This is a genomic window from Pantoea sp. GW821-FHT03E06, assembly GCF_059420725.1.
Map to the genome: position 1 here is coordinate 349,139 of NZ_JBWKUG010000002.1, position 26,727 is coordinate 375,865.

The 26,727-nt window shown below is 52.1% G+C and carries 25 protein-coding genes; 12 read left to right on the plus strand and 13 right to left on the minus strand.

What is annotated here, in order from left to right:
- Positions 1-85: 85 nt before the first annotated feature.
- Complete coding sequence (gene hxlB / locus AC07WB_RS21120) at positions 86-646, minus strand: 6-phospho-3-hexuloisomerase (protein ID WP_494941252.1); 561 nt, start codon at positions 644-646, stop codon at positions 86-88.
- 370 nt (positions 647-1,016) lie between these two features.
- Between hxlB and AC07WB_RS21125 the strand changes: the two genes are divergently transcribed.
- Both AC07WB_RS21125 and AC07WB_RS21130 read left to right on the plus strand, forming a co-directional pair.
- A complete protein-coding gene (locus AC07WB_RS21125) occupies positions 1,017-1,322 on the plus strand; it encodes a type II toxin-antitoxin system HigB family toxin (protein ID WP_494941253.1) in 306 nt (101 codons plus the stop codon).
- 1 nt (position 1,323) lies between these two features.
- A complete protein-coding gene (locus tag AC07WB_RS21130; protein WP_494941254.1) occupies positions 1,324-1,680 on the plus strand; it encodes a helix-turn-helix domain-containing protein in 357 nt (118 codons plus the stop codon).
- 511 nt (positions 1,681-2,191) lie between these two features.
- Here AC07WB_RS21130 and AC07WB_RS21135 read toward each other — a convergent pair.
- The 3 genes from AC07WB_RS21135 to AC07WB_RS21145 all read right to left on the minus strand — a co-directional run bounded on the left by AC07WB_RS21135 (position 2,192) and on the right by AC07WB_RS21145 (position 4,960).
- Complete coding sequence (locus tag AC07WB_RS21135) at positions 2,192-2,848, minus strand: Rossmann-fold NAD(P)-binding domain-containing protein (protein WP_494941255.1); 657 nt, start codon at positions 2,846-2,848, stop codon at positions 2,192-2,194.
- 73 nt (positions 2,849-2,921) lie between these two features.
- Positions 2,922-4,334, minus strand: a complete 1,413-nt coding sequence (locus AC07WB_RS21140; RefSeq protein WP_494941256.1) for an aldehyde dehydrogenase family protein — start codon at positions 4,332-4,334, stop codon at positions 2,922-2,924.
- A gap of 62 nt (positions 4,335-4,396) precedes the next feature.
- Complete coding sequence (locus AC07WB_RS21145; RefSeq protein WP_494941257.1) at positions 4,397-4,960, minus strand: TetR/AcrR family transcriptional regulator; 564 nt, start codon at positions 4,958-4,960, stop codon at positions 4,397-4,399.
- Positions 4,961-5,116: 156 nt separating this feature from the next.
- On the opposite strand from AC07WB_RS21145, the gene AC07WB_RS21150 reads away from it, so the two are divergent.
- Positions 5,117-5,338, plus strand: coding sequence for a hypothetical protein (locus AC07WB_RS21150; RefSeq protein ID WP_097098335.1), 222 nt, complete (start codon positions 5,117-5,119; stop codon positions 5,336-5,338).
- Between the two features lie 55 nt (positions 5,339-5,393).
- On the opposite strand, the gene AC07WB_RS21155 is transcribed toward AC07WB_RS21150, so the two are convergent.
- The 3 genes from AC07WB_RS21155 to AC07WB_RS21165 are packed head-to-tail and all read right to left on the minus strand — an operon-like array spanning position 5,394 to position 7,348.
- Positions 5,394-5,654: a hypothetical protein gene (locus tag AC07WB_RS21155; protein WP_097097883.1), complete on the minus strand. Its 261-nt coding sequence runs from the start codon at positions 5,652-5,654 to the stop codon at positions 5,394-5,396.
- 28 nt (positions 5,655-5,682) lie between these two features.
- Entirely contained in the window at positions 5,683-6,582 is a 900-nt protein-coding gene (locus AC07WB_RS21160; protein WP_097097884.1) for an SDR family NAD(P)-dependent oxidoreductase, read from the minus strand.
- A gap of 28 nt (positions 6,583-6,610) precedes the next feature.
- Positions 6,611-7,348 (minus strand): SDR family oxidoreductase, encoded by a 738-nt coding sequence (locus AC07WB_RS21165; protein ID WP_494941258.1) that lies wholly within the window; start codon positions 7,346-7,348, stop codon positions 6,611-6,613.
- Between the two features lie 142 nt (positions 7,349-7,490).
- Between AC07WB_RS21165 and AC07WB_RS21170 the strand changes: the two genes are divergently transcribed.
- The 3 genes from AC07WB_RS21170 to AC07WB_RS21180 all read left to right on the plus strand — a co-directional run bounded on the left by AC07WB_RS21170 (position 7,491) and on the right by AC07WB_RS21180 (position 10,152).
- Positions 7,491-8,408, plus strand: a complete 918-nt coding sequence (locus tag AC07WB_RS21170; protein WP_494941259.1) for a LysR family transcriptional regulator — start codon at positions 7,491-7,493, stop codon at positions 8,406-8,408.
- 83 nt (positions 8,409-8,491) lie between these two features.
- The gene (locus tag AC07WB_RS21175) at positions 8,492-9,034 is read left to right on the plus strand and encodes a TetR/AcrR family transcriptional regulator (protein WP_400457757.1); all 543 of its coding nucleotides are present in this window, start codon (positions 8,492-8,494) and stop codon (positions 9,032-9,034) included.
- A complete protein-coding gene (locus tag AC07WB_RS21180) occupies positions 9,031-10,152 on the plus strand; it encodes an MFS transporter (protein ID WP_400457755.1) in 1,122 nt (373 codons plus the stop codon). The genes AC07WB_RS21175 and AC07WB_RS21180 overlap by 4 nt, the downstream gene beginning before the upstream one ends.
- Positions 10,153-10,154: 2 nt before the next feature.
- Here the strand turns inward: AC07WB_RS21180 and AC07WB_RS21185 are convergent, their stop codons facing one another.
- Both AC07WB_RS21185 and ampC read right to left on the minus strand, forming a co-directional pair.
- Complete coding sequence (locus tag AC07WB_RS21185) at positions 10,155-10,295, minus strand: hypothetical protein (RefSeq protein WP_176519236.1); 141 nt, start codon at positions 10,293-10,295, stop codon at positions 10,155-10,157.
- Between the two features lie 100 nt (positions 10,296-10,395).
- A complete protein-coding gene (gene ampC / locus AC07WB_RS21190) occupies positions 10,396-11,535 on the minus strand; it encodes a class C beta-lactamase (protein WP_494941260.1) in 1,140 nt (379 codons plus the stop codon).
- 110 nt (positions 11,536-11,645) lie between these two features.
- Here ampC and ampR point away from each other — a divergent pair, with 110 nt between their 5' ends.
- Complete coding sequence (gene ampR / locus AC07WB_RS21195) at positions 11,646-12,527, plus strand: LysR family transcriptional regulator AmpR (protein ID WP_400457750.1); 882 nt, start codon at positions 11,646-11,648, stop codon at positions 12,525-12,527.
- An 8-nt stretch (positions 12,528-12,535) separates the two neighbouring features.
- Here ampR and clcA read toward each other — a convergent pair whose 3' ends face one another.
- Complete coding sequence (clcA, locus tag AC07WB_RS21200; RefSeq protein ID WP_494941261.1) at positions 12,536-13,921, minus strand: H(+)/Cl(-) exchange transporter ClcA; 1,386 nt, start codon at positions 13,919-13,921, stop codon at positions 12,536-12,538.
- Positions 13,922-14,055: 134 nt separating this feature from the next.
- A complete protein-coding gene (locus AC07WB_RS21205) occupies positions 14,056-14,484 on the minus strand; it encodes a hypothetical protein (RefSeq protein ID WP_494941262.1) in 429 nt (142 codons plus the stop codon).
- Positions 14,485-14,618: 134 nt separating this feature from the next.
- Between AC07WB_RS21205 and AC07WB_RS21210 the strand changes: the two genes are divergently transcribed.
- Complete coding sequence (locus AC07WB_RS21210; protein ID WP_494941263.1) at positions 14,619-15,221, plus strand: LysE family translocator; 603 nt, start codon at positions 14,619-14,621, stop codon at positions 15,219-15,221.
- A gap of 3 nt (positions 15,222-15,224) precedes the next feature.
- Here AC07WB_RS21210 and AC07WB_RS21215 read toward each other — a convergent pair whose 3' ends face one another.
- The gene (locus tag AC07WB_RS21215; RefSeq protein WP_400457742.1) at positions 15,225-15,701 is read right to left on the minus strand and encodes a YciE/YciF ferroxidase family protein; all 477 of its coding nucleotides are present in this window, start codon (positions 15,699-15,701) and stop codon (positions 15,225-15,227) included.
- A 187-nt stretch (positions 15,702-15,888) separates the two neighbouring features.
- On the opposite strand from AC07WB_RS21215, the gene AC07WB_RS21220 reads away from it, so the two are divergent.
- The gene (locus tag AC07WB_RS21220; protein WP_494941264.1) at positions 15,889-16,161 is read left to right on the plus strand and encodes a hypothetical protein; all 273 of its coding nucleotides are present in this window, start codon (positions 15,889-15,891) and stop codon (positions 16,159-16,161) included.
- 107 nt (positions 16,162-16,268) lie between these two features.
- On the opposite strand, the gene AC07WB_RS21225 is transcribed toward AC07WB_RS21220, so the two are convergent.
- A complete protein-coding gene (locus AC07WB_RS21225) occupies positions 16,269-16,430 on the minus strand; it encodes a YnfU family zinc-binding protein (RefSeq protein ID WP_494941265.1) in 162 nt (53 codons plus the stop codon).
- 269 nt (positions 16,431-16,699) lie between these two features.
- Between AC07WB_RS21225 and AC07WB_RS21230 the strand changes: the two genes are divergently transcribed.
- From AC07WB_RS21230 to AC07WB_RS21240, 3 genes are all read left to right on the plus strand, one after another.
- Positions 16,700-25,333: a glycoside hydrolase family 94 protein gene (locus AC07WB_RS21230; protein ID WP_494941266.1), complete on the plus strand. Its 8,634-nt coding sequence runs from the start codon at positions 16,700-16,702 to the stop codon at positions 25,331-25,333.
- 65 nt (positions 25,334-25,398) lie between these two features.
- Positions 25,399-26,109 (plus strand): SDR family oxidoreductase, encoded by a 711-nt coding sequence (locus tag AC07WB_RS21235; protein WP_494941267.1) that lies wholly within the window; start codon positions 25,399-25,401, stop codon positions 26,107-26,109.
- Between the two features lie 104 nt (positions 26,110-26,213).
- Positions 26,214-26,678: a hypothetical protein gene (locus AC07WB_RS21240; protein ID WP_494941268.1), complete on the plus strand. Its 465-nt coding sequence runs from the start codon at positions 26,214-26,216 to the stop codon at positions 26,676-26,678.
- The last annotated feature ends 49 nt before the right edge of the window (positions 26,679-26,727 follow it).

Sequence of the window (26,727 nt, forward strand, 5' to 3'; positions counted from 1 at the left end):
GCCGGCAGCAGCTCATCAGCGTAGCGTTGAATGTGATGCGTTAGCAGGGTAGTGATGCGTTGACGTTGGGGCGCGAAATTCCGGACTACTCAAAATCAGCGTGTCGCTTAAACATGCTTTGGCTGGTCTCACCTAGCTGGTCCATAAGCTCAAGCACGATCGCATCATAGACGATGAAGCAGAGTTGCTCAAAAGCCGAACCCATTGGCTGAGAGAAGTGTATTAGTTGACGATCGTTTTCCGTTTTCATCTTCCCCGGTAATACCAGCACGCTGCTTGCCAATTGGCCAATCGTCGAATCGGGTTTCATGGTGATAAGCGCAACCTCAACTCCATTTTCAACGGCTTGATGCGCCAGACTTTTCAGACTCGATGTTTCACCACTGCCTGAACCAATAATTAATAAATCACCTGGTTTAGAATGTGGGGATGAAATTTCACCTACCACGCTAACCGAGAAGCCTAAATGCACTAAGCGATTAGCGAACGCCCGAATAGCAATGCCACTTCGCCCAGCCCCCTGTAGGAAAATGTGCTTCGCATTACGGATCTTAGAGATGAGTTTCATCGCCTGCGCGTTGTCGAGTTGCAACGCATTTTGTTCCAAATCTTTCAGAATAGCGATGGTGTGTGCCTGAAAACTCATGAGTCATGATCCCCTTTTGCTATCGTGCGTGCGCCATCCATAACGAGGACCGCAGCCTTACTAGCGACTGTTTTTTTACTCGTTGGCATAGCGAATTCCATCTTTAAACAGATACATCGTCAATTCATGTGAATTGACATCTCTGCAAATTCACTCAAAAGAGTAACCTTTTTCTACTCACTTGGCATATCAAGACAGGTGTTATCTTTTGGATGTGTGACATTTAACAAGCCCTTTACGGAGTCCGGGCAAGACCGAATAAAAATAAATTACTTGCACAATTATATAGTTGAGCACTGTCCTTAACAGGGTGGTCCCGCCGTGGGATTTTGTGGTTGCAAATGTCCCACAGCGGGATTACCCTATCCGCATGAACATTATTGCACTCGCACCATTAAAGGATTTTTGGACGGTTCATCCTGATTCAGAACAACCGTTACGCGCCTGGGTAGATGAAGTTAAAAAGGCCGACTGGCAAAACCCGGCAGATATAAAGGCGCAGTACGGAACGGCGAGCATATTAAAAAACAGCCGCGTTGTATTTAACATAAAGGGCAACGACTACCGGTTAATAGTTTCAGTTGCTTACGCGCACAAAAGATTATTTGTTAAGTTTATCGGTACGCATAAAGAATACGACAGGATAGACGCCAACACAGTTACACTGGAGCCCTGACATGAATATAAAACCGATTAAAACAGAGCAGGATTATAAAGAGGCACTTCGCATCGTAGAGCCTATGTTTGATAATGAGCCCGTGCTGGGCTCACCTGAAAGCGATCTCTTTGAGGTGATGTGTCTGCTTATTGAACACTATGAGTCAAAACATTACCCAATTGCACCGCCTGACCCGATTGAGGCTATTAAATTCCGCATGGACCAGATGGGGCTGACGGCCAAAGATTTGGCACCGGCAATTGGTCGGCAGAATCGCGTATATGAAGTGCTTAACCGCAAACGCGAGCTTACGCTTCCAATGATTCGCAATCTGCACAAACAGTTCAATATTCCGCTTGAAAGCCTTGTTGGCTGAAAGTGCGGGAAATAATAAAAAACCGGCTATCACAGCCGGTTTTTTTATGGCTGCAATCTGACGAGCGCTGCGCGCAATGAAGGTGGAAAACATCACGGCAGGCAGCGCGGTGCTTACGGCAAGCATCAGAACGTACCGCAAACGGCGCATCCGGTCACGGGTGTTTCTTTATCCGTTACGCTACGCGAAAGTTTGCGGGCCAATGTACTGCAAACGCACCAGAATTCACGTAGCGACGCCATCATCAACGCGGCAAAACCGGCAGGGAAGGTGCGAAGTAAAATTTATTTATAGCTGTGGCTGTTTGTAGTTGAAATCAAAACGGACAGAAGCGAATCCAACTGCATCAGACAGGATAATTGCGTAGTACCACGCTTGGATCCTTTTACGCCCGAGTCATTTAACATAATCATGATTATGCGCACTTAATACTGCGGCGTCGCTACGTGAAAGTTATCTTAGTTTCGCACCATGTTCACCACAGAAATATCGCAGCAGCGTTACCGCGTTCTCACCGGTGTGCCTGCTCGAAAATGTCTTCTTTTTCAAGCACCTTTTTCGGGCTGCCATATCTAACCGCATTAAGCATAGCAATGCCTATTTCCTCGGTTGTCAGGATGGCGCGGGGAAAAATCAACTTCAGGACAGGAAGAATTGGCATCATCAGTAGATAAAAAATACGATAGCTCGCCGTTTTGGAACGAACGCCCCTCATGGGTCGGATTATGGCTGGGCGATACATCAGCGCTGAATGGAATCCGATCGCAAGCAGTGCGTTCTCGGTTTTCCCTTTAACCCGCGCCCACATAATTTTGCCATTTTCACTGCTGTCTGTACCGGCACCAGAAACATAGACAAACGTCATGCGAGGGTTTGATTGTGCCAGTTTAGCGGCAATGTTCACGGTTAAATCAAAGGTCAGCTTGCTGTATTGTTCCTCGGTCATACCTGCGGCACTGACGCCAAGACAAAAAAAACAGGCATCATAATCACGGCTATTCATCTCTACAGACAGATCTGCGGTGATGAGCTGTCGCAGTTTGGGGTGATTTTGAGAGATTGCTGCGCGCACCACGACGGTTACGGACTCCACGTCTTCTGCCCGCAAGCATTCAAGCAATACGCCCTGGCCAACCATGCCCGATGCCCCGTAAATTAATAGGTTCACTTATTTGCTCCTGATTAGCCGGGCTGACCCGGCTCATTAACTAACACTCTTCACCGACGCTTTTTTCGGCAAATTAAGCAATGGTTTTGTATTCCAGATACGCCCCGATGCCATACATGCCATTTTCCCGGCCAAGACCAGACTGCCTGGTACCGCCAAACGGAGCAAAAGGCGTATGTACAAATGTATTAATTGATACCATCCCGGTATCCAGTTGATCGGCAATGTGCTTCGCACGCTGGCGGTTTTCACTGCTGACATATCCCGCAAGGCCATAAGGTGAATCATTAGCAATCGCTATAGCTTCGTCGTCGGTTTTGTAGGGAATAACGCAGAGAACCGGTCCGAAAATCTCTTCCCTTGCGATCGTCATCTGATTCGTGACATCGACAAAAATAGTGGGTTTCACAAAGTTTCCCGCCTCTAACCCATCAGGATGTCCTGCTCCGCCGGCAATCACTTTCGCACCCTCATCGATCCCTTTCTGAATATAGTCCTGAACGCGCTGGTATTGCTTTTGTGAGATCATCGGCCCAATGGCAGTATCGTTCTCATGCGGCATACCCACTTTAATCTGATCAATAGCCTGCTTCAGGGCCGTGGTGATCTCATTCTGACGGCTTGCAGGAACCAAAATGCGCGTTCCGGCAATGCACGCTTGTCCGCTGTTGAGAAAACCTGTCGCAAGAATAAAAGGTACCGCCTTATTTAAATCCGCATCGTCCAGTACGATATGGGCCGATTTGCCGCCAAGTTCCAGCGTCACGCGTTTCATGGTCTGCGCGCTGAGGGCTGCAATACTTTTCCCCACTGCGGTTGAACCGGTAAACGAAATCTTGGCGATGTCTGGGTTTTGCGACAGCTCAACGCCTACAACATCCCCTCGCCCGTTGACCATATTAATCAATCCGGCGGGCAAACCTGCGGCATGAACACACTCCATAATCACCTGGGTTTGAATGGCACTCATTTCACTGGGCTTGGTGACCACCGTGCATCCGGCAGCTAATGCCGTCGCCGTTTTGTTGCAGAAATAAATAATGTTCGCGTTCCAGGGTGTGATATGTGCGGCAACGCCGATGGGATTACGTGAAACTTCCGCTTCACCGACCTTTTCGGTGAAAGCCATGTTTAGCAGGCTCTCTTTTGCGCTGAGAATCGCGTCAGCAGAAGCTTTTACCAGGAACTGCGCCATCTGAATTGGGCCGCCATACTCGGTCACAAAAGCTTCCACATGATCATCCTGCCTTGCCATGATCGCATCATGAAATCGCTGCAGGTAGGCGGCGCGTTCTTCCTTCGTTGATTGCGAATAGCTCTGAAATGCCTGTTTTGCCGCCGCAATGGCCAGCCGCGTATCTTCTTCATTTCCCAGTACTACGCTGCCAATCACTTCATTTGTCGATGGACTTAAGAGTTCAAATTTCTCCTGGCCAATGGAATCGGTGAACGTACCGTTAATGTAATGTTGAGTGATGTGTTTCATCGTATTTCTCCTATGCGCAGATAATGATTAACTAGTCAGTCATTTATAGATTAAGCTAAAGGCTAAATGCCTGTCGCTCTTGCGAACATATTGAACCCTGCTTCGGTTAATGCTTTTTTATCGTTTGGCGATTGCAACACAAAATCGATGGTTGATTCCGCCAGAGAAGCCATGACCGACGTGATAAATTCCACATTGTCACAAATGCCGGTGGTACCCAGTTCTGCCAGCATGATGTTAATAGCCTCAAACATAACGGCAGACTGCGCCCTCACTTCAGCAGTTACCACCCGCGACACCGATAGTTGCTGCAGTGTTGCGCGCTGTTCAGGATGGGCACATGCCCATTCGATATAAGCCATCCAGACATGATATGCCCTCTCTCTGATAGCAGACTGGAGAGGAAAACCGCGCATCAGCGCCTCAGCAACATCCGTTTTAATCGCCAGATAAAGTTGATTGAGCAACGTCACTTTGTCCGGAAAATAGGTGAAAAGTGAGCCAGACGAAATCCCTGCTTCACGGGCAATCAGAGCCGTTGTGGCACCCAACCCTTCCTCAGGGATAATTCGTAATGCCGCCATTAAAATGGCTCTACGTTTTTCTTCGTTAAGTGGCCTTGCCATACAAACACCTTAAATGAGTGATTAGTCAATCATAATGAACTTTAGAAACAATGCAAGTGAATGCTTTTCCTTACACTTTTTAATAGTGCATTTATTTACGATGGCTATGCTCTATTCGGGCTTAATGTGCCTATTAACATAATGAGGAAAAATCCAGTGCGTAAACTCTCACTAATTGTACTTACCGCAGGTATCTTGATGTCCGTAACGTCTCAGGTTGAGGCGAAAGGATGTTTGAAAGGTGCCGCTGTGGGCGGCGTGGCTGGTCATATGGCGCATCATGGCGTTGCAGGTGCTGCAGCTGGCTGTGCAGTGGGTCATCACATGGCCAATAAAAAGCAGAAAGAGGCTGACAGCAAAAAGCAGCAATCTCAGTAAGTTAGTTGGGCCGCCAGCTTCAGCGCGTCGGGCTGCAGCTGGCGGATTTAAGCCGTCACACTTTCCCCAGCCAATATAACGTTGCTACAGGCAGCATAAATATCAGCAAAAACAGAGGCAATTCTTCACCAAAGCTATATCCGGCCTGAGTCATTCCAGCGATAAGATTGGTTAACGAGACAGCGAACCACATCAAAGTAAATAGTGCTGGAAACAGCATTGCAACTGCCGGATAGATTGCGGAAAACAAGCGAACCAGCAAATAACACGCCCCCGCCAGCAGATAGCCACAGAGTAAAAATAGCAGCGTTCGCATCGTAGCCTCCAGCCCGCTTTTACCACCGCTAACGTATGCTCGGCCTTAACAGCGCATCTAACCCAATACGCTGCAAAAACTGTTTGCGAATACGATCGGCCACCGCATTCACCACTTCCGCACCGTCATCAGAGGGATCAACATGTACGCGGAACGGACGTTTACCCGCAGGCGCGTTGACGATACCGACCATTGCCGCCGCAACATCGGCAACATCCGCATCCGCCGGTTCACATTCTGCAAGGCCCTTTAATGCTTGTTCACTTAGTCCTGCGGTGGGACCGGTGAGGTTATATTCACGCTCGCGATCGCTATCAGCCGGTTTACCTGAATGGAGAAAGTGATTAGTCCCTTTGGTGAAGGCTCCAGGCACAATAATCGACGACTCAATTCCCCACAGCGCTAATTCTGCCGCATAGCTAACAGCCACGGCATCCATCGCCGCTTTCGCCGCAAAATAGGGGGCGAGATAAGGTGGCGTTCCGCCACGGGTACTGCTGCTGCCAACCCACAGCAGCAGGCCATTTCTTTGCGTACGCATGTGCGGAAGTGCAGCCCGGTTTACCCGCTGGGTACCAAGGACATTGATGTCATAAAGCTGTGAGAATTGTTCCGGCAAGAAGGCTTCCGCTGGCCCGTATGCCATATGTCCAGCATTGTGGACCACGACATCTAATCGTCCCTGCTCGGCAATAATTCTGGCGATCGCTGCATCGGCTGAATCCTGTGACTGCACATCCAATTCAATCGCCTGCATATTTACACCCTGTGTCTTCGCGTACTGCAGTGTGCTCTCAACTTGCGCTGCGTTACGCCCTTTGGTGTCGCGCATACTGGCGTAGACAATGTGCCCGGCATGGGCGAATGCACGACAGGATAAGGCGCCAAAACCGCTCGACGCGCCGGTAACCAGAATGACTTGTTGCATAATATGCTCCTGCTTGCAGATCCGCCGATTAGGCGAAACCGCCGTTAACACGAATCACTTGCGAATTAATCCAGCTCCCGTCAGCGCTCGCCAGCATGGCAACCGCACTGGCGATCTCTCCAGGCGTACCGATACGTTCCAGCGGCGCCAGTTTAGCGATAGCGGCGATTTGCTCTTCGCTCTTACCGTTAAAGAACAGATCGGTGCCGGTCGGCCCAGGCGCGACGGCATTGACGGTGATGTTGCGACCACGCAATTCGTTGGCCAGTACATGAACCAGGCCTTCCACCCCCGCTTTGGACGCGATATAAGGACCGTAAGCCGGGAACGATTTTGCGATCACGCTTGTCGACAAGGCGATGATGTGACCACCCTCGCTCACGGATTCGGCGGCGTTCGCCAACACCAGAAAAGCGCCGCGCAAATTGGTGTTGATGGTTTTATCGAAGTCGGCAAGACCGGCTGGCATGATCTTCACCATCGGCATAATTCCCGCGCTGTGTACCACAACGTCCAGACTACCGGTAAAGGTTTTGGCTTCACTGAACAGGCGGCTAACATCCGCTTCGTTTGCTACATCGCCTTGAATCGCGATGGCTTTGCCGCCTTTAGCGATGATGCCCTGCACGGTTTCCTGTGCAGCGCTGGCGTTGCCGGCATAGTTCACGATCACAGAAAATCCATCCTGTGCCAGACGCTCAACAATCGCCCGACCAATCCCGCGAGAGGCGCCCGTTACCAGGGCTGTTTTCGTTACAGAACTCATGTGTTTCTCCCAATGTGAAGGTAATGACTCACGCATCCGCGTGCTGTGAAATCCATACTAATGCTTTATAAATAGAGATAAAGCTGGCTAAATTGATATGATAATTCCGTTTTCGTTAATAATTAGCGCGTGAGAAAAGATAATGGATAAGTTTGAAACGCTGCTGCTGTTTACGCGTATTGTCGAGTTAGAAAGTTTTAGTCAGGCGGCAGATCAGCTAGGCGTGCCGCGCGCCACGGCCAGCAATGCGATCAAACAGCTAGAAAAAAATCTTGAGTGCCGGCTGCTCGAAAGAACCACCCGTCATGTGCGGACTTCATTGGACGGTAAAGCTTTCTATGAGCGGTGCGTGCATATCCTTTCCGAACTTGATGACGCTGAGTCATCGTTGCGACACACGGTTGCGCGGCCGCGTGGCATTTTGCGGCTCGACCTCCATGGCGCGCATGCAACGCGCATTGTGCTGCCGAATATCGATCAATTTCACCGTAGCTATCCGGATATTGAATTGGTGATCAGTAGCGGCGATAGGCTGGTTGATTTAGTGCGTGAAGGCGTTGACTGCGCAGTCAGAGCGGGAAAACTGCATGATTCCTCCCTGATGGCGCGTCATTTGGCCACGATGCCTCAAGTGATTTGCGCCAGTCCCGATTACCTCGGACGCTTTGGTATGCCGCAGCATCCCGAAGAATTGATGGCGCATCAGTGCGTTAATTTTTTCTCAACCACGGGCGGCATGAATTATTCCATTGAGTTAATTATCAATGGTAAAAAACAGGCGTTCTCACCCAAAGGTTGGGTGACGGTAAACGATGCGGAAAACTATGTTATCTGCGCATTACGAGGGGCGGGATTGGTGCAGTTACCGCGTTATCACGTTGCGGAGGCGCTGGCGGACGGAAGATTGGTCGAGGTGCTCAACGCATGGCAAAGCCCTGGCATGGAGGTTTCCGCACTTTATCCGCAGCATCGCCAGCTGTCGCCCAGAGTGCGCGTCTTTATCGATTGGTTACTGAGCTTGTACAGTGCGACCTTCGCGGCGGAAAAAATAAGGAAGTAAAAGTCGATAACGCGACGAAGGCCTTATCAACTGATTAATCCCGTCAGCTTGCAAAAGTAAAACGATCGGTTTACTTTTTAAGGATGAATAAACAACAAGACATTATTGATGCCGCTGAGCGGCTGTTTTATCTCAATGGCTTTCATGCCACCAGTACCGATCGCATCTGCAGCGAGGCCAATGTGTCTACACGCACGATGTATCGCTATTTTCCTTCTCGCGAAGCCTTGACGGCTGCGGTACTGACAGCGCGTCAGGAACGTTTTTTCGCCGCGCTATATGCCGCAGAACATCCCCACGCAATAAGCCAGATATTCGATGCCATGAGCGCATGGATGCTTGAATACGGTAACAACGGCTGCTTATTCCTCAAAGCATGGGGAGAGTATGCCGGGGAGGATATCGCACTGGCTGAACAGGCGATGGCATATCGTCATAGCATGCGCGCTTACATTGCGCGCTGCGTTCACAAGCTTCACGGCGAGGAGAAGGTGGCGCTAGCTGATGCCATATGGCTACTGTTTGAAGGTGCGCTTACCTCCGCGTTGATCCTCGGCGCGGTGAATGCATGTGAGGCGGCTAAAGCTGCCGCACTCCAGCTGCTGAATCTCAGTGAGCAGCCATGAAAGGGACTGCGCTGGTCCTGACCGGCTTTTCGCTTATCGCCATCACTTATGGCATGGCGCGCTTCGCCTGGGGCCTGATGATGCCAGACGTGATGCACACTATTCCTTTGACACCGCGTATATCTGGCGTACTTTCAGCCAGTAGTTTTGCGGCCTACTGCGTCGCGGTGATGCTTGCGCCGATGCTAACTTCACGCGCCGGGCCGCGGTTTTCCGCGATGGTTGCAGCCCTGTGTGCGGCAACGGGATTGCTGCTGCTGGCCAGCGCCGCATCGCCATGGCTTCTCGGTGCAGGGCTGTTTATTGCCGGCCTAAGCGCTGGCCTTGCTTCTCCGGCGCTGGCAGACGCGGTGAGCCAGCGCATAGAATCCCGACAACAGCCGCAGATGAATACCGCGATCAATGCCGGGACCAGCATGGGGATCATGCTGTCCGTGCCCATTTTGTTTTGGCTACCGGGAGGCTGGCGAGCAGCCTGCGCCCTGTTTGCTTTGCTGGCGCTCATTTGCATCCTGCCAGTATGGCGTCAGCTGCCCGGAAAAAGTGACGCTGCGCGCCACTCATCGTGGCTCAGCACACTGCGCCAGCGCTCGCTTCAGCGGCTAATCGTCATTGCGTTGATTAGCGGCATCGCCAGCGCGGCCTGGTGGAGTTTTGGCCCCGATTTATTGCATCACATTGATGTGAATGCCAGCGTCGTGAGTCTGTTATGGCTGGTTGGCGGTGCGGCAGGCATTTTCGGCGCATTAACGGGGCCGATGGCAAAATGGATTGGCATGAATGCTGTTTATCGACTGTCGCTATGCGGTATGTCGTTACTTTTGCTGCTGCTGGCACTCAGCCATCACTATGCGTGGTGGCTATTTCCTGCCGTGGCATTGGGAGGAGCTGCTTATGTGACGCTTTCCGGCGTGCTGCTGGTATGGGGTGCCGAAGCAACAGCGCATTCGCCCGCCAGCGGCGTTGGCATACTGTTTTTTATGTTAGCGGCTGGACAAGTGATCGGTTCGCTCCTTTTTGGTCAGGTCTACGCCAGTGCAGGCGCAGCGAGTGCGTTATTACTCTTCGCCGCGCTACCCCTGGCGATGCTTTTTCTTACACCAGCGAAAACCGATTAACGTCACTCATCACGGAAGGGATCTTTTTTGTGGTCTTCACTGTCGTCGCGCGTTCTTGGAATCTCACCGTGCTCATTAGGCGCATCTTTAGCCGGGTGCTTTTCATCTTTAACATCACGTTTTTTTTCCGGGTGGTCTGTCATCTCGATCTCCTTAGTATGAGTAGAGTTTAAGTGTAGATGATCAATCGCCCGGCTCTTGTGGCTTGCCACAAGAAACGGGGCGAAAATTCGCCCCTGGCACTTATTCCAGCGCCGTTAAAATTTGCATGGCGGCCTTTACCCGCTCGGTATTCGGATAATTTTTATTGGCCAGCATAACAATGCCCACCTGCTTTTGCGGGATAAAGGCAACATAAGCACCGAAACCGCCGGTGGCGCCTGTCTTATGTACCCACGATGCCGCTACACGCGGGTGTATTGACGCATCCACCACCGGTTGTGGCCCCAGCGCAACGGTATTATCAGCCCCCTTCTCGGCCATTGCAGCCTGATCAGGCCAATCAAGCATTTCCCAGCCAAGTCCCTGATATAAATTATCAGTGCGATAAAACCGTGTCTGCGCGAGATCAAGGGCTTGTTGTAATGTCTTATCATCCACCTGTTTTGGTGCCATGTTGGCCTGCATCCAGCGCGACATATCTTTAATGGATGACTTCACCCCATAGGCTTCTGCATCCAGCATTCCCGGCGATACGCGTACGGGTTTGCCCTGCCGATAGCCCCAGGCGTAAGAATCTTTCTGCGCATCCGGCACCGTAATAAAGGTATGACTGAGCTTAAGTGGCGTAAACACGCGCTGCTGCATCGCCTGCTCGAAAGAGAGGCCGCTCGTCTTCACGGCTAAATAACCAAACAGGCCGATGCTGCTGTTGGCATATTGCCGTGTCTTGCCGGGTGACCATTGAGGTTGCCATTGGTGATAAAAGTCCACCAGTTCAGGCTCATTGGTCACGCTGTCCGGGACCTGTAAGGGCAGACCACCCGCGGTATAAGTCGCCAGTTGCAGCAACGTAATGTGGCGCCACTGAGGCTGATTAAGTGCCGACCAATATTGGCGCGCAGGATCGTTAAGTGAGATCTCGCCTTTGCTGACGCCTACGCCGGCCAACACCCCGGTGAAAGTTTTACTCACCGAGCCTAATTCAAACAGCGTGTCCTGGGTTATCGGGCGATGACGTTGTTCATCTGCCATACCCCAGGTGAAAAAGTGAGGATGGCCTTTCACAATCACCGCTACGGCCATACCGGGGATGCCTTGCTGCTGCATCAATGGCTTTATGGTTTCACTCACGGTTTTTTCTACATCGGGCGTGGCGGCCACGCCTGTGGAGCATACCGATGCCAGGAGCGTTGCTATCCACGCTTGAGAAATCAATTTCATTGTATTTAATCTTCCGGGTTGGTGTTCCGCGAGCAGTTTGCCCAATTTGACAAGCCGCAACAAACGGTTAATTTTAGCGTTAGACAATAGAAAATCTTACAGGTTAATGCATGACGCGCCCCTATATACCGCTCAATGCTCTAAGGGCATTTGAAGCGGCAGCTCGCCATTTAAGTTTTACTAATGCAGCGATTGAACTGAACGTCACCCACGCGGCGGTGAGTCAACAGGTGAAATCGCTGGAGCAGCAGCTCGGTTGCCAATTATTTGTGCGGATTTCGCGTGGATTGATGTTGACCACTGAAGGTGAAAGTCTGCTGCCGGTGCTGAATGATTCGTTTGATCGTATTGCCGATACGCTGGATCGCTTTTCTGCGGGAACAATGCGTGAAAAATTAAAAGTGGGGGTGGTGGGTAGCTTTGCCACCGGCTTACTCATCCCGCGTTTGAGCGATTTCAACCGCCAGCATCCACATATTGAGCTGCAACTCTCCACCCACAATAACCGTGTCGATCCCGCTGCCGAGGGGCACGATTATACGATTCGTTTTGGCAGCGGAGCCTGGCACGGAACCGAGGCACAGTTTATTTGCGATGCGCCTCTGTCACCGCTTTGCAGTCCTACCATTGCCCAACAGCTGCAGCAACCCGCTGACGTGCATAAATTTACCCTGCTACGCTCGTTTCGCCGCGATGAGTGGAGCCATTGGTTGCAAAGCATAAACGAACATCCCCCCTCGCCCTCACATCCGGTGATGATCTTCGATTCTTCACTGACGATGGTTGAAGCCGCGCTGCTGGAAGTCGGCATTGCGTTAGCCCCGAGCAAGATTTTCCATCACCTGCTACAGACGGATAAGCTCGTCCGTCCATTTACCGCAGAGATAGATCTGGGTGGCTACTGGCTTACACGCTTGCAATCGCGCGCAGAGAGCGCCGCGATGACGGCGTTTTCTGCGTGGCTGGGTAAAGAGTTTGGCATGGCGAGCTAAACAATGACTTAGCTTTCGATCCTATTAGCTTTTGCCAGCGTTCGGGCAAGAATTGAAGAATAAAGGGGTTTACCGCCAAAGAACTGCGCGGCTAGCGTGGCCCCCAGGCAGGTGATGATCATGGGCAGAATCAGCTGATAATTGTTGGTCATTTCCAACACCAGCACAATGCCCGTCAGTGGAGCGCGCACCGACGCGGCGAAAAGCGCGCCCATACCCGCAACGGCAAAAGTAGCCGGCTCCAGCTGTAATCCTGGGAACCACTGCATGCACAATTGGCCGTAGCAGGTACCTAAAAGTGTGCCCAGAGTGAGCATTGGTGCAAAAATCCCCCCGGGCGCACCGGAAGAGAAACAGCAAATGGTTATCAGCGTGCGCAGCGCGAAGAGGAAGAAGAGTGCCTGTGCGCTGACATTACCACTGGTAAAGTCCGGGATCAGCGAGATCCCGCCCTGCACGGCCTGTGGTAGCACCATTCCTATCACGCCACAGGTGCCGGCCAGTAAACTCCCCCCTATCACCCATGGCGTTACGCGTCCTTTATGCCAGCGCTGAAACTGATCCTGTGCAGCAAAAATCAGGCGATTAAACGCAACGCCGCATCCCCCAAATAACATACCCAGAATCAGATAGAGCCAAAGTGTATTCGTAGGCGCATCCCGTAACTGACCAATATTAATGATTGGCTCATTACCGTTGCATAGGCGGAAAACAATGCTGGAAACGATAACGCCCACAAACACCGCTTTGATAGAAATGAGGCTATAGCGAAACTGGGGCCGCATCTCTTCAAGAATAAACAGGATACCCGCCAATGGTGCGTTGAAAGCCCCTGATAAACCGGCTGCAGCCCCTGTTGCCAGCAGCGTATGGCGAGACTCAGCGGCACGCACGCGGAAAAGATCAACGCACATCCCACCAATATTTCCCCCCAGCTGAACGGTGGGCCCTTCCCGTCCAAGCACCATGCCGGAACCCAGCGCCCCCATTCCGCCAATAAATTTCACTGGCAACACACGCCACCAGCGCACCGGACGTAACTCCTCCAGCGCACCTTCAATTTCCGGGATGCCCGAGCCGCCCGCTTCCGGCGCATATCGGCGCACCAGAAAGTAACCTATGCCGCCCAGGACAGCGCCCAGAAAAAAAGCGCTCAGACCGGTCAACCACGGGCTGCCATCTACGCTATCGATCATGTTGAGGCGGGTGTGAATAACAAAATTTACGGCGCGGTCAAACGCCACGCCGATCAGTCCCGTTAGTACGCCCACCAGCGCCGCCAGCGCTAATAGCAAGGCTGGCGTTTTATCACGACGTAATAGTTTCTGTATCAATATGAAACGTCCGGCACGTAAAAACGTGCGGGGCTCTGCAGATCGTTCATTAGCCAACATGCGTACCCTTTGTTTCCGCACCACGATGCAAACTTTAGTATGAGAAGATGGAGATAAGCATACTGAGAATGACGATCAAGTTAATGCAATAATTCGCAAGTGAATTTTTCAAAACGACCGGGCAATAACAGCGATTACTGGAGAGTAGCCGTCGCTACGGTGCCGTCTGAATTGAACGTCATTAGCATATGCCAGGCTGAATGATCGGTAATCTTAAAAAAGTCGCCATCATTCTCACGTGTGAATCCATATTCCACCAGTGCCGCAAAAGCGCTCGTTTTAGGCTGTGCCAGAACGCGTGCCTGCAGAAAGGAGGCGATATCACCGCGCTGGCGTTCCATCATACTGTTGCGGGACTCGGCTGCTGGTCGATTAGCGTCATTCTGTGCTTTGGTTTTGTGGATATCGCACCACGTCGCTTCAGTTTGCATATCGCATCCCGAGCGTGTCAGAGCAGCCCGATGAGCGGCGTTGATGGCATGTGCAGGGCTGATAGCTACCATTATCAGGGCCAGCAAAGCACAACGAAAAGAACCTCTATTCATCCCTTTTTCCTCGATCACACTTAAGCCAGAGCGGCGCTTACATTTCTTTACGAAGCGCAGAGTAGTGTGCGGATAGCCATCATGCTTTGATCTGCATCAGGTTCCAGATAGCAGTGGCAACAGCGTAATGCTTCACTTACTATGCAAACACTATGGAAATCAATCTACTGGGTTTTATTCCTGCGCTTCTTCCCGTGGCATGCTCACCTGGGGCAAGCTTCACGCTGGCCATGAACAGCGCGCTGGCGGGCGGACGTCGTGGTCTGATCCGTACGCTGGCGGGCACTGCTCTAGGCATTTATACGCATGCCCTGCTCATTGGCTTGGGCCTCACCGCTATCCTGGTTTCATCTCCCGGTGTGTTTGGCATGTTGAAAGTAGCGGGAACCGTTTATCTGCTTTGGTTAGGGACGCAGCTGATACTGAGCGGATGGAAATCGCAACGCGTTGATTTTACGCGTGAAAATTCGACCGTAACGTTAAAAGAGGCCTGGCTGGCTAACGTGCTAAACCCCAAAGCGGTGATCTTTTATCTGACGGTGGTATCGCAGTTTGCTGGAAGCAGCGGTGAAGTGAGTCATTATCTGGTGCTGGCGTCGGTCCATATTGCGGTGATGAGTTTATGGCTGATTTCGGTGAGTAATGTGCTGATTTTTTCAGCCCGCAAGGCGGACCCTGTGGTGCTGAAAAAATACGTTAATATTGGCGGGGGGTTACTGCTTATTGTTTTCTCGCTTGGCAACCTGTTCCACTAACGGTTAATCTTGCTCTTCAGCAATCAGGGTAAGTTTTTCGTCAGTCGCCTTCTCTTCTTCCAGCGTTTCGCCCAGCAACTTCGCCGCATCCTGATAATCAAGTTTAAGCGCTAAGGCACGTAGCGTACCGTAGGTGGCAATCTCGTAGTGCTCAACTTTTTGAGCCGCACCAATCAATCCGGCATCTCTTACCGGTCCTGCTTCCACTTCATCAATGATTTCCTGCGCCTCTTCAGCCAATCCTTCCAGCGCATGGCATTTCATTCGTTTAATCCGAACCCCTTCAGTGAGTTCAACCAGCTGGTCAATGCGATCAATTTGTCCGCGCGTTTCTTCAAGGTGAAGTTCAAATGCAGCAACTAAATTTTCATCCGTAGCCGCACGAATCATTTTGGGTAGCGCTTTGGTAATCTGCTTTTCAGCACTATAAATATCAGATAAATCATGTACGAAGAGATCATGTAGCGTTTTAATAGTCATAATATTACCTTGTTGTAGAGTATTGATAAAAAAAGGCGGGGAAGCGGCGGCCATTTATTAGGCTGCAACCTAATCCTGCCTTAATCATGGTGGACATCGCGTATTACACAAGCGCAGCGTTAAATAAATAATTCATTTTATTTCATGCAATGCCAGGCTTAAGAGAGGCCAACGTGGAGCAAGTATCATGAAAAAAACATCCCCCTCTGAAATGCGCTGTCAGATCATTCATCAACGCACATTATCCGAATTAGGGTTAATTTCTCTGTATGAAGTCAGCTTTAACAACGGAAAGTATGCCGTTATACGCTTAGACAATGATCAGACATTTCAAACAGGTGACATTTTTAAATGCATCAATAATCTTTGGTATTGTGATGAGAAATTAATACATCCGATGTCTTTTCAGTATGTAGACCAGGCTGAAGCTCAGCGTTCATTTTGGGAATATGAAAGGTAAATTATTTTACAGCTTTAGACAGGCAAATGATAAACGGTAGGTGGCTCTTCTTGTACAGGTGAGCAGAATCAGTTCAGTGATTAACAGAAAAAGACGCGGCAGCAGGCTCACTTATCCATAACAAATAAGGACTTACAGTGTGGGCACAGCATTGCCTGGCTGTGGGATTGTTTATGTGAAGATTGTGGGCAAAACTTTTTGCACACCGGACACTGCGCACTAACCTCCCGGCGGCCCAAACTTTCCAGAAATCGATTTAACCAGCTCATGATTTATTTCCTTTTTCCGATAACTCATTCTAACACACCTTATTTTTTTCACCGCAACTAACATTTGACAAGCCGATAAAACCGGTCCAAGTCTATCATTACGTTGTTTATAATTTTTAAATAAGCGATTGCCGTGTAAACCAACCGCAAACGCCATTTAGCGCTATACTCATTAAAGGTAAATTAATTTCCCTCGCCCTCCCTATACCATCAATTTTCCTATTGATAGTGCTGGCTTTTTTAATCCATCGGATTTTTGTGATGCCATTATGAGAAATAAAATTCCCACCGGGTCGATCTTAAACAGTAGCGTGCTGCCAGAAATGACAGGCAGCAGCGTTGAGTTTTTACATGAAAGTGGTATTTACCAGGCGAACCGGCCAGATGTTTTTTCTGAGCAACAAATGGACATTTACGGCGAGCGTTTAGCAAAAACGCACCATCTTTCCAGCGCGAAAAGAAGCTATAAATTATTACAACGATTAAAAGAAAATGAGCAGGCGCTAATCAAAAGCGCGGAAATCTTGAGTGCCGGTGATGAACGTAACCTGACACCTGCCGGGGAGTGGCTGCTGGATAATTTTTATATTATCGAAGAACAAATTCGTATGGTGCGGCATCTGCTGCCCGCAAAATTTGGTCAGGGATTGCCCGTATTAACCGAACCGGCTCACTATTTGCGTATCCAGGCGATTGCGGACGAGATGATCAGTCATAGCGACGGTCGGCTCGAATCCAGCGTATTGTCGACCTTTATACATGCCTATCAAAGAGTTACGCCACTGTTAATGGGCGAACTTTGGGCGCTTCCTGCCATGCTGCGCTTTGCATTAATCGATAATCTCGCCCGCATTGCTGTGGGAGTAGCCGACATCCATCAGGAAAGAGGCCAGGCGGAGGAATGGATTAATGAAATCATTCACCACTCTGCAAAAGATGCCAGCAAGGTCATTCAGGTTATCGCCCGAATGGCACATAAAAACGATCAACTGTCCGGTGCCTTTGTCGCTGAACTGGCACGCAAGCTCAACGGACAAAATCATTCGCTGGCGCTCACCTGGGTGGAACAGCATCTGCTGAATACCGGACGTAACACGGCGGATGTCATTGAACAATTTAACCGTCATCTGTCGCTCAGCCAGCTCTCGGTGAGCAATAGCATCTCAGGATTACGCCAGCTGGGAGAAATTAACTGGCAGGATTTGGTAGAGTCGTTGAGTTTGGTTGAACAAGTGCTGGCGCAGGATCCCAGCGGCATTTACTCACAGATGCATTTTGACAGTCGCGATCAGTATCGCCATGTGATTGAAGAGCTCGCCCGGCAAAGTCAATTTGATGAGTTAAGCGTCGCTAATCAGGTGCTGGCGCTAAGTCGTCAGGCTGGATTACCTATTCGGCAGCAGCACATTGGTTATTTTTTGCTAGACAAGGGGCGGACAACACTGGAGCAGCAGCTGCAGCCGCGCAGCTCGTTGCTGAGCCAGGCGCGGCATCATCTTAGCCAGACGCCGCTCCTCTCCTGGTTAGGTAGCCTCACCTTGCTCACCACCGCGTTTACTGCCGAGACGCTGCTGATTACCCGCCATGCGAACATGTCTTCGCTAGTCTGGTTACTGCTGCTGCCCGCCGTGATAGTGATTAGCAGCCAGCTCGCCATGCAGTTACTCAGCGAAGTCACCACCCGCACCCGTCATCCTGTTCCCCTACCGCGGCTCAATTTTGAAGCCGCCGTTCCTGATAAAGATCGGACGTTAGTGGTCATTCCCTGCCTGATTAGCAGTCAAAAAGGGATCGATACGCTACTGCGGTCATTGGAAACCAGCTATCTCGGGAATGCGTTAGCCAATATCACGTTTGCGCTGCTGGCTGATTTTACCGACAGCAAGGCTGAACATCAGGCGAATGACGATGAAATTATCGGCTATGCGGTACTGAAAATTGAAGCGCTCAATCGACGCTATAGCAGCAAGACGCAAAATGATGTGCTGTTTTCTCTGCTGCATCGCAACCGCGTGCACAATCCCTCTCAGGGCGTTTGGATGGGGTACGAGCGCAAGCGCGGCAAGCTCCATGCGCTGAACCGTTGGTTACAGGGTGAAGAGGAGATGTTCAACGTCACCGTGGGTGCCACGCATGCGCAAATGCGCCAGGTCAAATACGTTATTACCCTCGACAGTGACACCATCCTGCCGCGGGAAACCGCACATAAGTTAATCGGCATTATGGCGCATCCGCTTAATGCACCCGTGTTTGACGATCGCCTTAACCGCGTTGTTGAAGGCTACGCCATTCTCCAGCCGCGTCTGGCTGAAGAGATCCCGCCGTTTGGGCAAGGCATTTACGCACGGCTCTCCAGCAGCGTGCCGGGCAACGATGCCTATTCCTCTATGTCATCTGATATCTATCAGGATTTGTTTGGCGAAGGCTCGTTCGTCGGCAAAGGAATTTACGATGTCGCTGCGTTCACGCGCGCTACGCGTAACACCTGCCCGGAAAACCTGGTGCTTAGCCACGATCTGCTTGAAGGCTGTTATGCCCGGTCCGGCGTGGTCAGCAACGTGGTGCTCTATGAGCACTATCCCGATAACTATCTGAGTGATGTTGCTCGCCGTTTTCGCTGGGTTCGCGGTGACTGGCAGCTGCTGAACTGGCTCCGGCTACGCGTACGCCTGGCAGATGGTAGTCATCAGGCCAATCCGTTGAGCGCGCTGTCGCGCTGGAAGCTGTTCGACAATTTGCGGCGCAGCGTAGTGGCACCGGCCTTGTTAATGCTGATATTCCTGACGTTTACCTACGTCGCGAATCCAATTTTTTGGTTGGGCTGTATTGTTCTCTACCTTCTGCTGCCAGGGCTACTCGCGCTGGGGATTGAGGGCATGAGAAAAAGTAAGAAGCGCGCCTGGCAACATCATCTGTATATCTTATCGGCAGATGCGCTGACCCGCCTGAGTCGAGCCGCACTGCTGCTGGCTGCCTTGCCGCATGAAAGTTACTGGTCACTGAAGGCGATCGTTGTCACCCTGTGGCGCTTGAACGTTACCGGGCAGTTTCTGCATGAGTGGAAGAGTGTTGCAGCCGGTCATGCTGGGCAAGCCCCCGGGTTAGGTCATTTCTATCGCGCCATGTGGATCAATCCCATGGCGGGCGTTGCACTGTCACTTTTAACAGGTTTGATCAATCCGATGTTGCTGCCAATGGCGATGCCTATCGCGTTGCTGTGGGCGGCTGCGCCCGGCTTATTGTGGCACCTGAGTAAACCGGCAGCTCCCCGTCAGAAACGACTCTCCTTCGAACAGCAACAATTTTTACGTCAGACCGCGCGACATACCTGGGCCTGGTTTGATGATTTCGTCACGGCTGAACACCATCATCTGCCGCCTGACAACTTTCAGGAAGTGTTGCAACCCACGGTTGCGCATCGTACCTCTCCCACTAACATTGGCCTGTCGCTGCTGGCCAATTTAACCGCGTGGGATTTTGGTTACGTGACGCAAAAACAGGTGATTAACCGCACGCTCGCCACGCTGGATAGCCTCGACCGCATGGAGCATTTTCGCGGACACCTCTACAACTGGTATGACACTTACACGCTGCAGCCTTTGCATCCGCGCTACATTTCCACTGTCGACAGCGGCAATCTCGCCGCGCATCTGATCACGCTGCAGTCAGGCCTCGCGCAATGGAAACATCAGCCGCTGCTGGCGCTGCCTGTGATTATGGCCGGTCTGCAAGACACCTTTCTGCTGGCTGAAAAGCAAATGGGGGCCGAGCGAAATCATCATTGGGAAGCGTTAACGGCAGAATTTGCTGGATTACAGCAGGCGCAGCCCGCAGCGATAGCAAAACGCACCTCAGCGCTGATTGGCCTGAGCGAGAGGGTACTGGCGGAGATAGTCTTTCCTCAGCAGCAGGTTAAATGGTTTGAACTGTTCATCCGGCAGCTTATCGAGTTTCAGGAAGAGTGGACGCTGTTTTTCAGCTGGCTGACACCGCAGCATACGCTTCCGAAAGAGCTGCCTTCGTTGCTGTGGCTGGTGGAATTACATGTTCACTATCCCGATCTTCCCCTAAACCAATCCGAACCGGTGATCTGGGCCGCTCGCGAACGTATGGCAACCCTGCTGGAGCTGGAAGGACGGCTGGAAAACCATGCCAAAATGGATTTTCGTTTCCTCTACCTTCCCGCCACCTCATTGCTCAGCGTCGGCTATAACCTCGATAGCGGACTAATGGATAAAGGCGCTTACGATCTCTTCCCATCCGAGGTGCGACTGACGCACTACTTCGCCATCTCCGCAAACCAACTACCGGTAAAAAGCTGGTTTGTTCTGGGGCGATTATTTACGCAGCTCGCCAATAAACCCGCCGTGATGTCGTGGAGCGGCTCGATGTTTGAGTATCTGATGCCACATCTGGTGATGCCGGTGTATCCCGATACCTTGCTGGAAAAAATGGCCTTAGCAGCGGTAAGACAGCAGATAGCGTCAGGTGAAGCTGCGCACATTCCCTGGGGCGTATCAGAGTCGGCCTATGCCGCCTTTGATGACAGTCAAAACTATCAATATAAAGCGTTTGGCACCCCCGAGCTCGGCCTGAAGCGCGGCCTCGGCGATGACCACGTGGTCGCTCCCTACGCCACGCTATTAGCGCTGATGGTTCTGCCGCATCCTGCGACTGAGAACCTGATGAAGCTGAAAAAAATGGGGGCCTGCGGCAAGTATGGCTTCTATGAGGCGCTTGATTTCACCGCCCATCGGCTGGCGCGCGGTCAGCAATTTGTTGCCGTTAAAACCTATATGGCCCATCACCAGGCAATGGGTTTTCTGGCGATCTCGCACCTGCTGTTTGATGCGCCGATGGTGACGCGTTTTATGTCTACCGCCCGCTTCCAGTCATCCTACTTACTGTTGCAGGAGCGCGTGCCAGACGATATCGAGCTGTATACGCCACGCCGGCAGTTTGCTGAGGTGGTGGATAAAGCGCCTCGCTCGGATCTGGCCAGATTACGCGAATTCAGCGGATCAGCGGGGCATCTGCCGCAGCTGCAGCTGCTATCTAATGCCAATTACCATGTTTTAGTCACGCAATCCGGCGCGGGCTACAGTTTATGGAAAGGATTGTCGCTGACACGCTGGCGTGCGGATGGCACGTGTAACCAGCATGGTATTTTCTGTTATATCCGCGATCGTCAGACAGGCGAGGTCATCAGCCCTACGTTTCAGCCGACCTGCAACGGAGAGCCGCAATATATTGCGCGCTTCAGTGATGCTGCGGCAGAATTTGAAGCCCGCAATGAGACGCTGAGCACCCATACGCATATTGTGGTCTCACCGGAAGACGACGTGGAAATTCGGCGGGTCATCCTTACCAACCACTCGCGGCAACCGCGTGATATTGATATCACCAGTTATGCGGAAGTGGTGCTGGCTCCGGCCGCCAGTGATATGGCGCATCCCGCGTTCAGTAACCTGTTTGTGCAGACCGAAATCGTGGCCGAGCTGGAAGCCATTTTGACCCATCGTCGTCCGCGCGAAGAGAAGACCGAACCGGTCTGGATGTTCCACGCCCTGCTGATTCACGGCGCGAGCGAGCGCGCCACCAGTTTTGAAACGGATCGCGCGCAGTTTATCGGACGCGGCAACAGCGCTGCCAATCCTCAGGCATTAGCACCCGACGGCGTCCTCTCGGGCAGCGCTGGCGCGGTGCTGGATCCTTTGCTCTCGATTCGGCAAAAAATACAGCTCAAGCCGGGGAAATCCATCACGCTGGATCTGATCTACGGCGTGACGTCGCAGCGCGCCGCCTGTTTGGCGTTGCTGGAGAAGTATCGCAATAACGTCTATGCCAATCGGGTCTTTGAAATGGCCTCGTCCCATAGTCAGGTGGCGCTACGCCAGCTCAATATCACTGCCGAAGATGCCAGTTTGTACAATCAACTCGCCAGTGCGGTGATCTTTGCCAGCCCGGAAATGCGCGGCGACAGCCAATACCTGCAGCAGAATCGTTTGGGACAGTCATCGTTGTGGCGTCATTCGCTGTCGGGCGATCTTCCCATCGTGCTGGTGCGCATCGAAAACGGTACGCAACTCAGCCTGGTGAGTAATTTGATCAAGGCGCATCAATACTGGCGGCAAAAAGGCCTGGTAACTGATTTAGTGATCATCAACGGCGAACACGGTGGTTACCAGCAACTCCTGCAAAATCAATTACTAACAATGATGGCATCCGCTGAAACGCAACAGCTTGTTGACAAGCCCGGCGGCGTCTTCATCCGCCAAAGCGAGCATCTGGCGAGCGAGGACATCACGCTCTTAATCAGCGTGGCCGCCGTGGTGCTTGAGGGGCGAAACGGCAGTTTAGCCGACCAGCTTACGGTGCTGCTTAAACCGCAGCCTACCCCAGCATCCGCTCACTTCTTGCCACACAAACATTCCGCACCGGCCGCCGTTCTGCCGCCGTCATCGGCAGCGTTGCAGATGTTCAATGGCACCGGTGGCTACACCGCAGAGGGTAACGAATACCACATTCATTTACCGGAAAACCACCAGACGCCGGCCCCCTGGTGTAACGTACTGGCCAATAAACAGTTTGGCAGCGTCGTCTCGGAAAGTGGGCAAGCGTACACATGGTATGAAAATGCCCATGAATATCGGTTAACCCCGTGGCAAAACGACCCGGTAAGCGATACCTCCGGAGAAGCCTTTTATCTGCGCGATGAAGAGAACGGTGATGTGTGGTCGCCGCTGCCGCTGCCGATGCGCGGTAAAGGCGCCTATGTGACGCAGCATGGCATGGGTTACAGCCGTTTTGTGCATCAGGAACGGGGGATAAGCAGTAGCGTAACCACCTTTGTGGCAAGAGAAGAGGCCGCGAAGATTACGCTCGTCACGCTGAGTAATCTCTCAGGCAGAACGCGGTATATGTCGATCACCGGTTATGTCGAATGGGTGCTGGGCGAGTTGATGAGTCAATCTGCCCCGCATGTTCAGACCTCATCGGCCATGGTGGAAGCCGGCAGCGCCATTCTGGCGATCAATCGCTATAACAGCGCAGGGTCGGCCCGAACCACCTTTTTTGCCGCATCAGGCAACCAGATTACCTTCAGCGGCAATCGACTTGAATGCCTTGGCCGCAACGGATCGATGCGCAAACCGGCGATGATGCAAGCGCGTGGATTATCGGGCAATACCGGAGCAGGTTATGATCCTTGTGCCACCTTGCAAACGCTGACAACCCTGATCGATGGCGATACGCGTACCTTCGTCTTTGTGTTGGGCGCAGCGGAAGATACCGACGCGGCGCTGACGCTTATGCAGCGCTTCCTGCCTCTTGAAGCAACGGAGGCTGAACTTGAGCAGGTAAAAAACCAGTGGCAAGACGTGTTGAACAAAATCGAGGTGCAAACGCCCGATCGTGCTGTGAATTTACTGGCAAATCGCTGGTTGCTCTATCAAACCCTAGCCAGTCGCTTGCTGGCACGCAGCGGTTACTACCAGTCGGGTGGAGCATTCGGTTTTCGCGATCAGCTGCAGGATACGCTTGCCCTCACCCATGCCGCGCCGCAGTTGCTGCGTGAGCAGCTACAGCTCTGCGCATCTCGTCAGTTTCTTGAGGGGGATGTCCAACACTGGTGGCATCCGCCGACAGGACGTGGCGTCAGAACGCGCTGCTCAGATGATTATCTATGGCTACCTTATGCGCTGTGCCATTACGTAACGGCGACAGACGATCTTACCTTGTTAGAGCAGCAGGTACCGTATCTGGAAGCAGCGCTGCTGCTGCCGGAACAGGAATCGGTATATAGCCTTCCCGGCGTGAGTCAGATACACGAAAACCTATGGGAGCACGCCTTACGCGCAATCAAACATGCCTTGACTTTCGGCGAGCATGGCCTGCCGCTCATCGGATCCGGTGACTGGAATGATGGCATGAGCGCGGTGGGCATTGCCGGGCGGGGAGAGAGCGTCTGGCTGGGCTTTTTCCTCTATAGCGTGCTTACCCGTTTTGCAGCCCTCTCGCACCGACTAGGGAAAACCGATGCTGCTACGCTGTGCCTGTCTCAGGCCGATAGCCTGAAAACAGCGCTTAATAACGTTGCCTGGGATGGCGAGTGGTTCCTGCGCGGTTATTTTGACAGCGGCGAAACGCTGGGATCGCATCTCAATAACGAATGTCGCATTGATGCCATCGCCCAAAGTTGGTCGGTGCTTTCCGGCGCTGGCGATCCGGACAAATGTGAATCAGCGATGCAGGCGCTGCACCAGCAGTTAGTCGATAACGATAACGGGCTGATTAAGCTGCTAACGCCGCCGTTTAACGGTGAAGGGCCGAATCCCGGTTATATCCGCGGTTATTTGCCGGGCACGCGTGAAAATGGCGGGCAATATACGCATGCGGCACTTTGGGCGATTATGGCCTTTGCCGAAATGGGCCACGTTGACCGCGCCTGGTCACTGCTGGCGCTGGTTAATCCTATCAATCACAGCCTCACGCCGGCTGACGTTGAAACCTACAAAGTTGAGCCTTATGTGATGGCGGCGGATGTCTACAGCGCAGAGAACCACGAAGGGCGCGGCGGCTGGACCTGGTATACCGGCTCGGCTGGCTGGGCCTATCAGCTAATAATTGAGAGCCTGCTGGGCATCATCCGACACGGCAAGCAATTGCAATTACGTCCGCGACTGCCAACCGCGTGGCCAGGCGCGAAGGTCACCTATCGCGAAGGCGAGGCAACGTATGAGATTGATATTGTGCGTGCCGAGGGTGCCCATCAAATGTGGCTGGATGGTGAGCTCTGCGCGGGAGATGAAATCACCTTGTGCGACGACGCGCGACATCACCAGGTGATAATCCATCTGACCCAGTCGCTTCGGTGCCAGGGCGTATCGTCTATAGATAGTTAATTTCGGCATTTGCCACACTATTCTCTTTTCCATAGGGTGAAGGCTTTTACCAGGAGAGAGAATAGATGACGGCATCAACATTACCCGTTGCCATTGTGACGGGTGGCAACAGCGGCATTGGATTGGAAACGGTAAAATTACTGGCGACCGATCACCAGGTTTACGCGATTGGGCGCAACCCGCAAACGCTTCAGGCACTGGAAAAGGTGGCAAATGTAATACCGGTAGCATTGGATATCACGGATTACGCCGCCGTAGCCGCGTTTACGGCTTCTCTCGCGCGTGTCGATGTGCTGGTACATTCTGCGGCGATCTCGGTGCTCAGCACCACTTACTCGGCCACGCCAGAACTGTGGCAGCAGCATTTGAGTATCAACGTCATTGCACCGGCTGAACTGACGCGCTTAGCGTTGCCTGCTCTGCGCGCATCTCAGGGTAAGGTGGTGTTTATTAACTCCGGCTCGGGCACGCTGGCGCTGGCAGGCCATGTAGTTTATTCCGCCTCGAAATTTGCGCTCACGGCACTGGCGCATGCGCTGCGGACGGAAGAGAGCGAGCATGGCGTGCGCGTGGCGACGATCGCGCCAGGCCCCACCGATACGCCGATGAATCAAGCCTCGCGCCAACGTGCCGGTAACCATGCCCCCATCAATCCACGGGAATATCTTGAGGCCTCTTCTGTTGCGCGTGCCGTCAGATTTATTGTTGATAGTCCGGAAGACACGCAAATCGCCGACATCGTAATACGCCCGCGCCGGGATAAGGCCAGGCGTTAACAGCCATTGAGTGAACATTGCCTGAATGTGTGGCTTAACGCATTCCCAGCGCCGGGGGTGTGAAGGTAAAGTGGCATCTTTGATAACTAAGGATTAGTTAGCTGATGAACACAAAACTGAGAGCGGCACTGGTGTGGGGTGTGGTTTGTTTTTTATTACTGTACCGGACGTTGCTTGCCGAGATCGTCTTATCGTGGCAAGTACTGCAACAATACGATGTTCCGATCTGGCAGCTGGTCGTGACCTATAGCGCCAATATCGTCCCGGCATGCATTCCTCTCGCCTGTTTTGTCTGGCTAACGCGTAAAGCCCATTTCACCTGGGGTTTTGCGCTGACGTTGCCCTTTATTGCCTGGCTGATTGGCAGCTGTTTCGTGGTGACAATATTGTGGATGATCACCGCCAATATCACCAGCGCCCCACCTTATTCTGCTGGACTAGCGCAGATGATCACACAACAGATCGTGAAGTTGTACTGGACGTCTCGCACCTTGACCTCCACGCTGATCATCCTGGTTTGTAGCTATGCTTTCTGGCGTGAATGCAGACCGCTGAAAACCGCTGGCTGAATATTTTTCAAATAATCAGCAATATTTCTGCCGCTCATTCGTCTACCTC

Excerpts from the sequence above, each read along its gene's own strand:
- hxlB (WP_494941252.1), bottom strand. The coding sequence starts at position 646 with ATGAGTTTTCAGGCACACACCATCGCTATTCTGAAAGATTTGGAACAA.
- AC07WB_RS21125 (WP_494941253.1), top strand. The coding sequence starts at position 1,017 with ATGAACATTATTGCACTCGCACCATTAAAGGATTTTTGGACGGTTCAT.
- AC07WB_RS21130 (WP_494941254.1), top strand. The coding sequence starts at position 1,324 with ATGAATATAAAACCGATTAAAACAGAGCAGGATTATAAAGAGGCACTT.
- AC07WB_RS21140 (WP_494941256.1), bottom strand. The coding sequence starts at position 4,334 with ATGAAACACATCACTCAACATTACATTAACGGTACGTTCACCGATTCC.
- AC07WB_RS21145 (WP_494941257.1), bottom strand. The coding sequence starts at position 4,960 with ATGGCAAGGCCACTTAACGAAGAAAAACGTAGAGCCATTTTAATGGCG.
- AC07WB_RS21155 (WP_097097883.1), bottom strand. The coding sequence starts at position 5,654 with ATGCGAACGCTGCTATTTTTACTCTGTGGCTATCTGCTGGCGGGGGCG.
- AC07WB_RS21160 (WP_097097884.1), bottom strand. The coding sequence starts at position 6,582 with ATGCAACAAGTCATTCTGGTTACCGGCGCGTCGAGCGGTTTTGGCGCC.
- AC07WB_RS21165 (WP_494941258.1), bottom strand. The coding sequence starts at position 7,348 with ATGAGTTCTGTAACGAAAACAGCCCTGGTAACGGGCGCCTCTCGCGGG.
- AC07WB_RS21170 (WP_494941259.1), top strand. The coding sequence starts at position 7,491 with ATGGATAAGTTTGAAACGCTGCTGCTGTTTACGCGTATTGTCGAGTTA.
- AC07WB_RS21175 (WP_400457757.1), top strand. The coding sequence starts at position 8,492 with ATGAATAAACAACAAGACATTATTGATGCCGCTGAGCGGCTGTTTTAT.
- AC07WB_RS21180 (WP_400457755.1), top strand. The coding sequence starts at position 9,031 with ATGAAAGGGACTGCGCTGGTCCTGACCGGCTTTTCGCTTATCGCCATC.
- AC07WB_RS21185 (WP_176519236.1), bottom strand. The coding sequence starts at position 10,295 with ATGACAGACCACCCGGAAAAAAAACGTGATGTTAAAGATGAAAAGCAC.
- ampC (WP_494941260.1), bottom strand. The coding sequence starts at position 11,535 with ATGAAATTGATTTCTCAAGCGTGGATAGCAACGCTCCTGGCATCGGTA.
- ampR (WP_400457750.1), top strand. The coding sequence starts at position 11,646 with ATGACGCGCCCCTATATACCGCTCAATGCTCTAAGGGCATTTGAAGCG.
- clcA (WP_494941261.1), bottom strand. The coding sequence starts at position 13,921 with ATGTTGGCTAATGAACGATCTGCAGAGCCCCGCACGTTTTTACGTGCC.
- AC07WB_RS21210 (WP_494941263.1), top strand. The coding sequence starts at position 14,619 with ATGGAAATCAATCTACTGGGTTTTATTCCTGCGCTTCTTCCCGTGGCA.
- AC07WB_RS21215 (WP_400457742.1), bottom strand. The coding sequence starts at position 15,701 with ATGACTATTAAAACGCTACATGATCTCTTCGTACATGATTTATCTGAT.
- AC07WB_RS21220 (WP_494941264.1), top strand. The coding sequence starts at position 15,889 with ATGAAAAAAACATCCCCCTCTGAAATGCGCTGTCAGATCATTCATCAA.
- AC07WB_RS21225 (WP_494941265.1), bottom strand. The coding sequence starts at position 16,430 with ATGAGCTGGTTAAATCGATTTCTGGAAAGTTTGGGCCGCCGGGAGGTT.
- AC07WB_RS21230 (WP_494941266.1), top strand. The coding sequence starts at position 16,700 with ATGAGAAATAAAATTCCCACCGGGTCGATCTTAAACAGTAGCGTGCTG.
- AC07WB_RS21235 (WP_494941267.1), top strand. The coding sequence starts at position 25,399 with ATGACGGCATCAACATTACCCGTTGCCATTGTGACGGGTGGCAACAGC.
- AC07WB_RS21240 (WP_494941268.1), top strand. The coding sequence starts at position 26,214 with ATGAACACAAAACTGAGAGCGGCACTGGTGTGGGGTGTGGTTTGTTTT.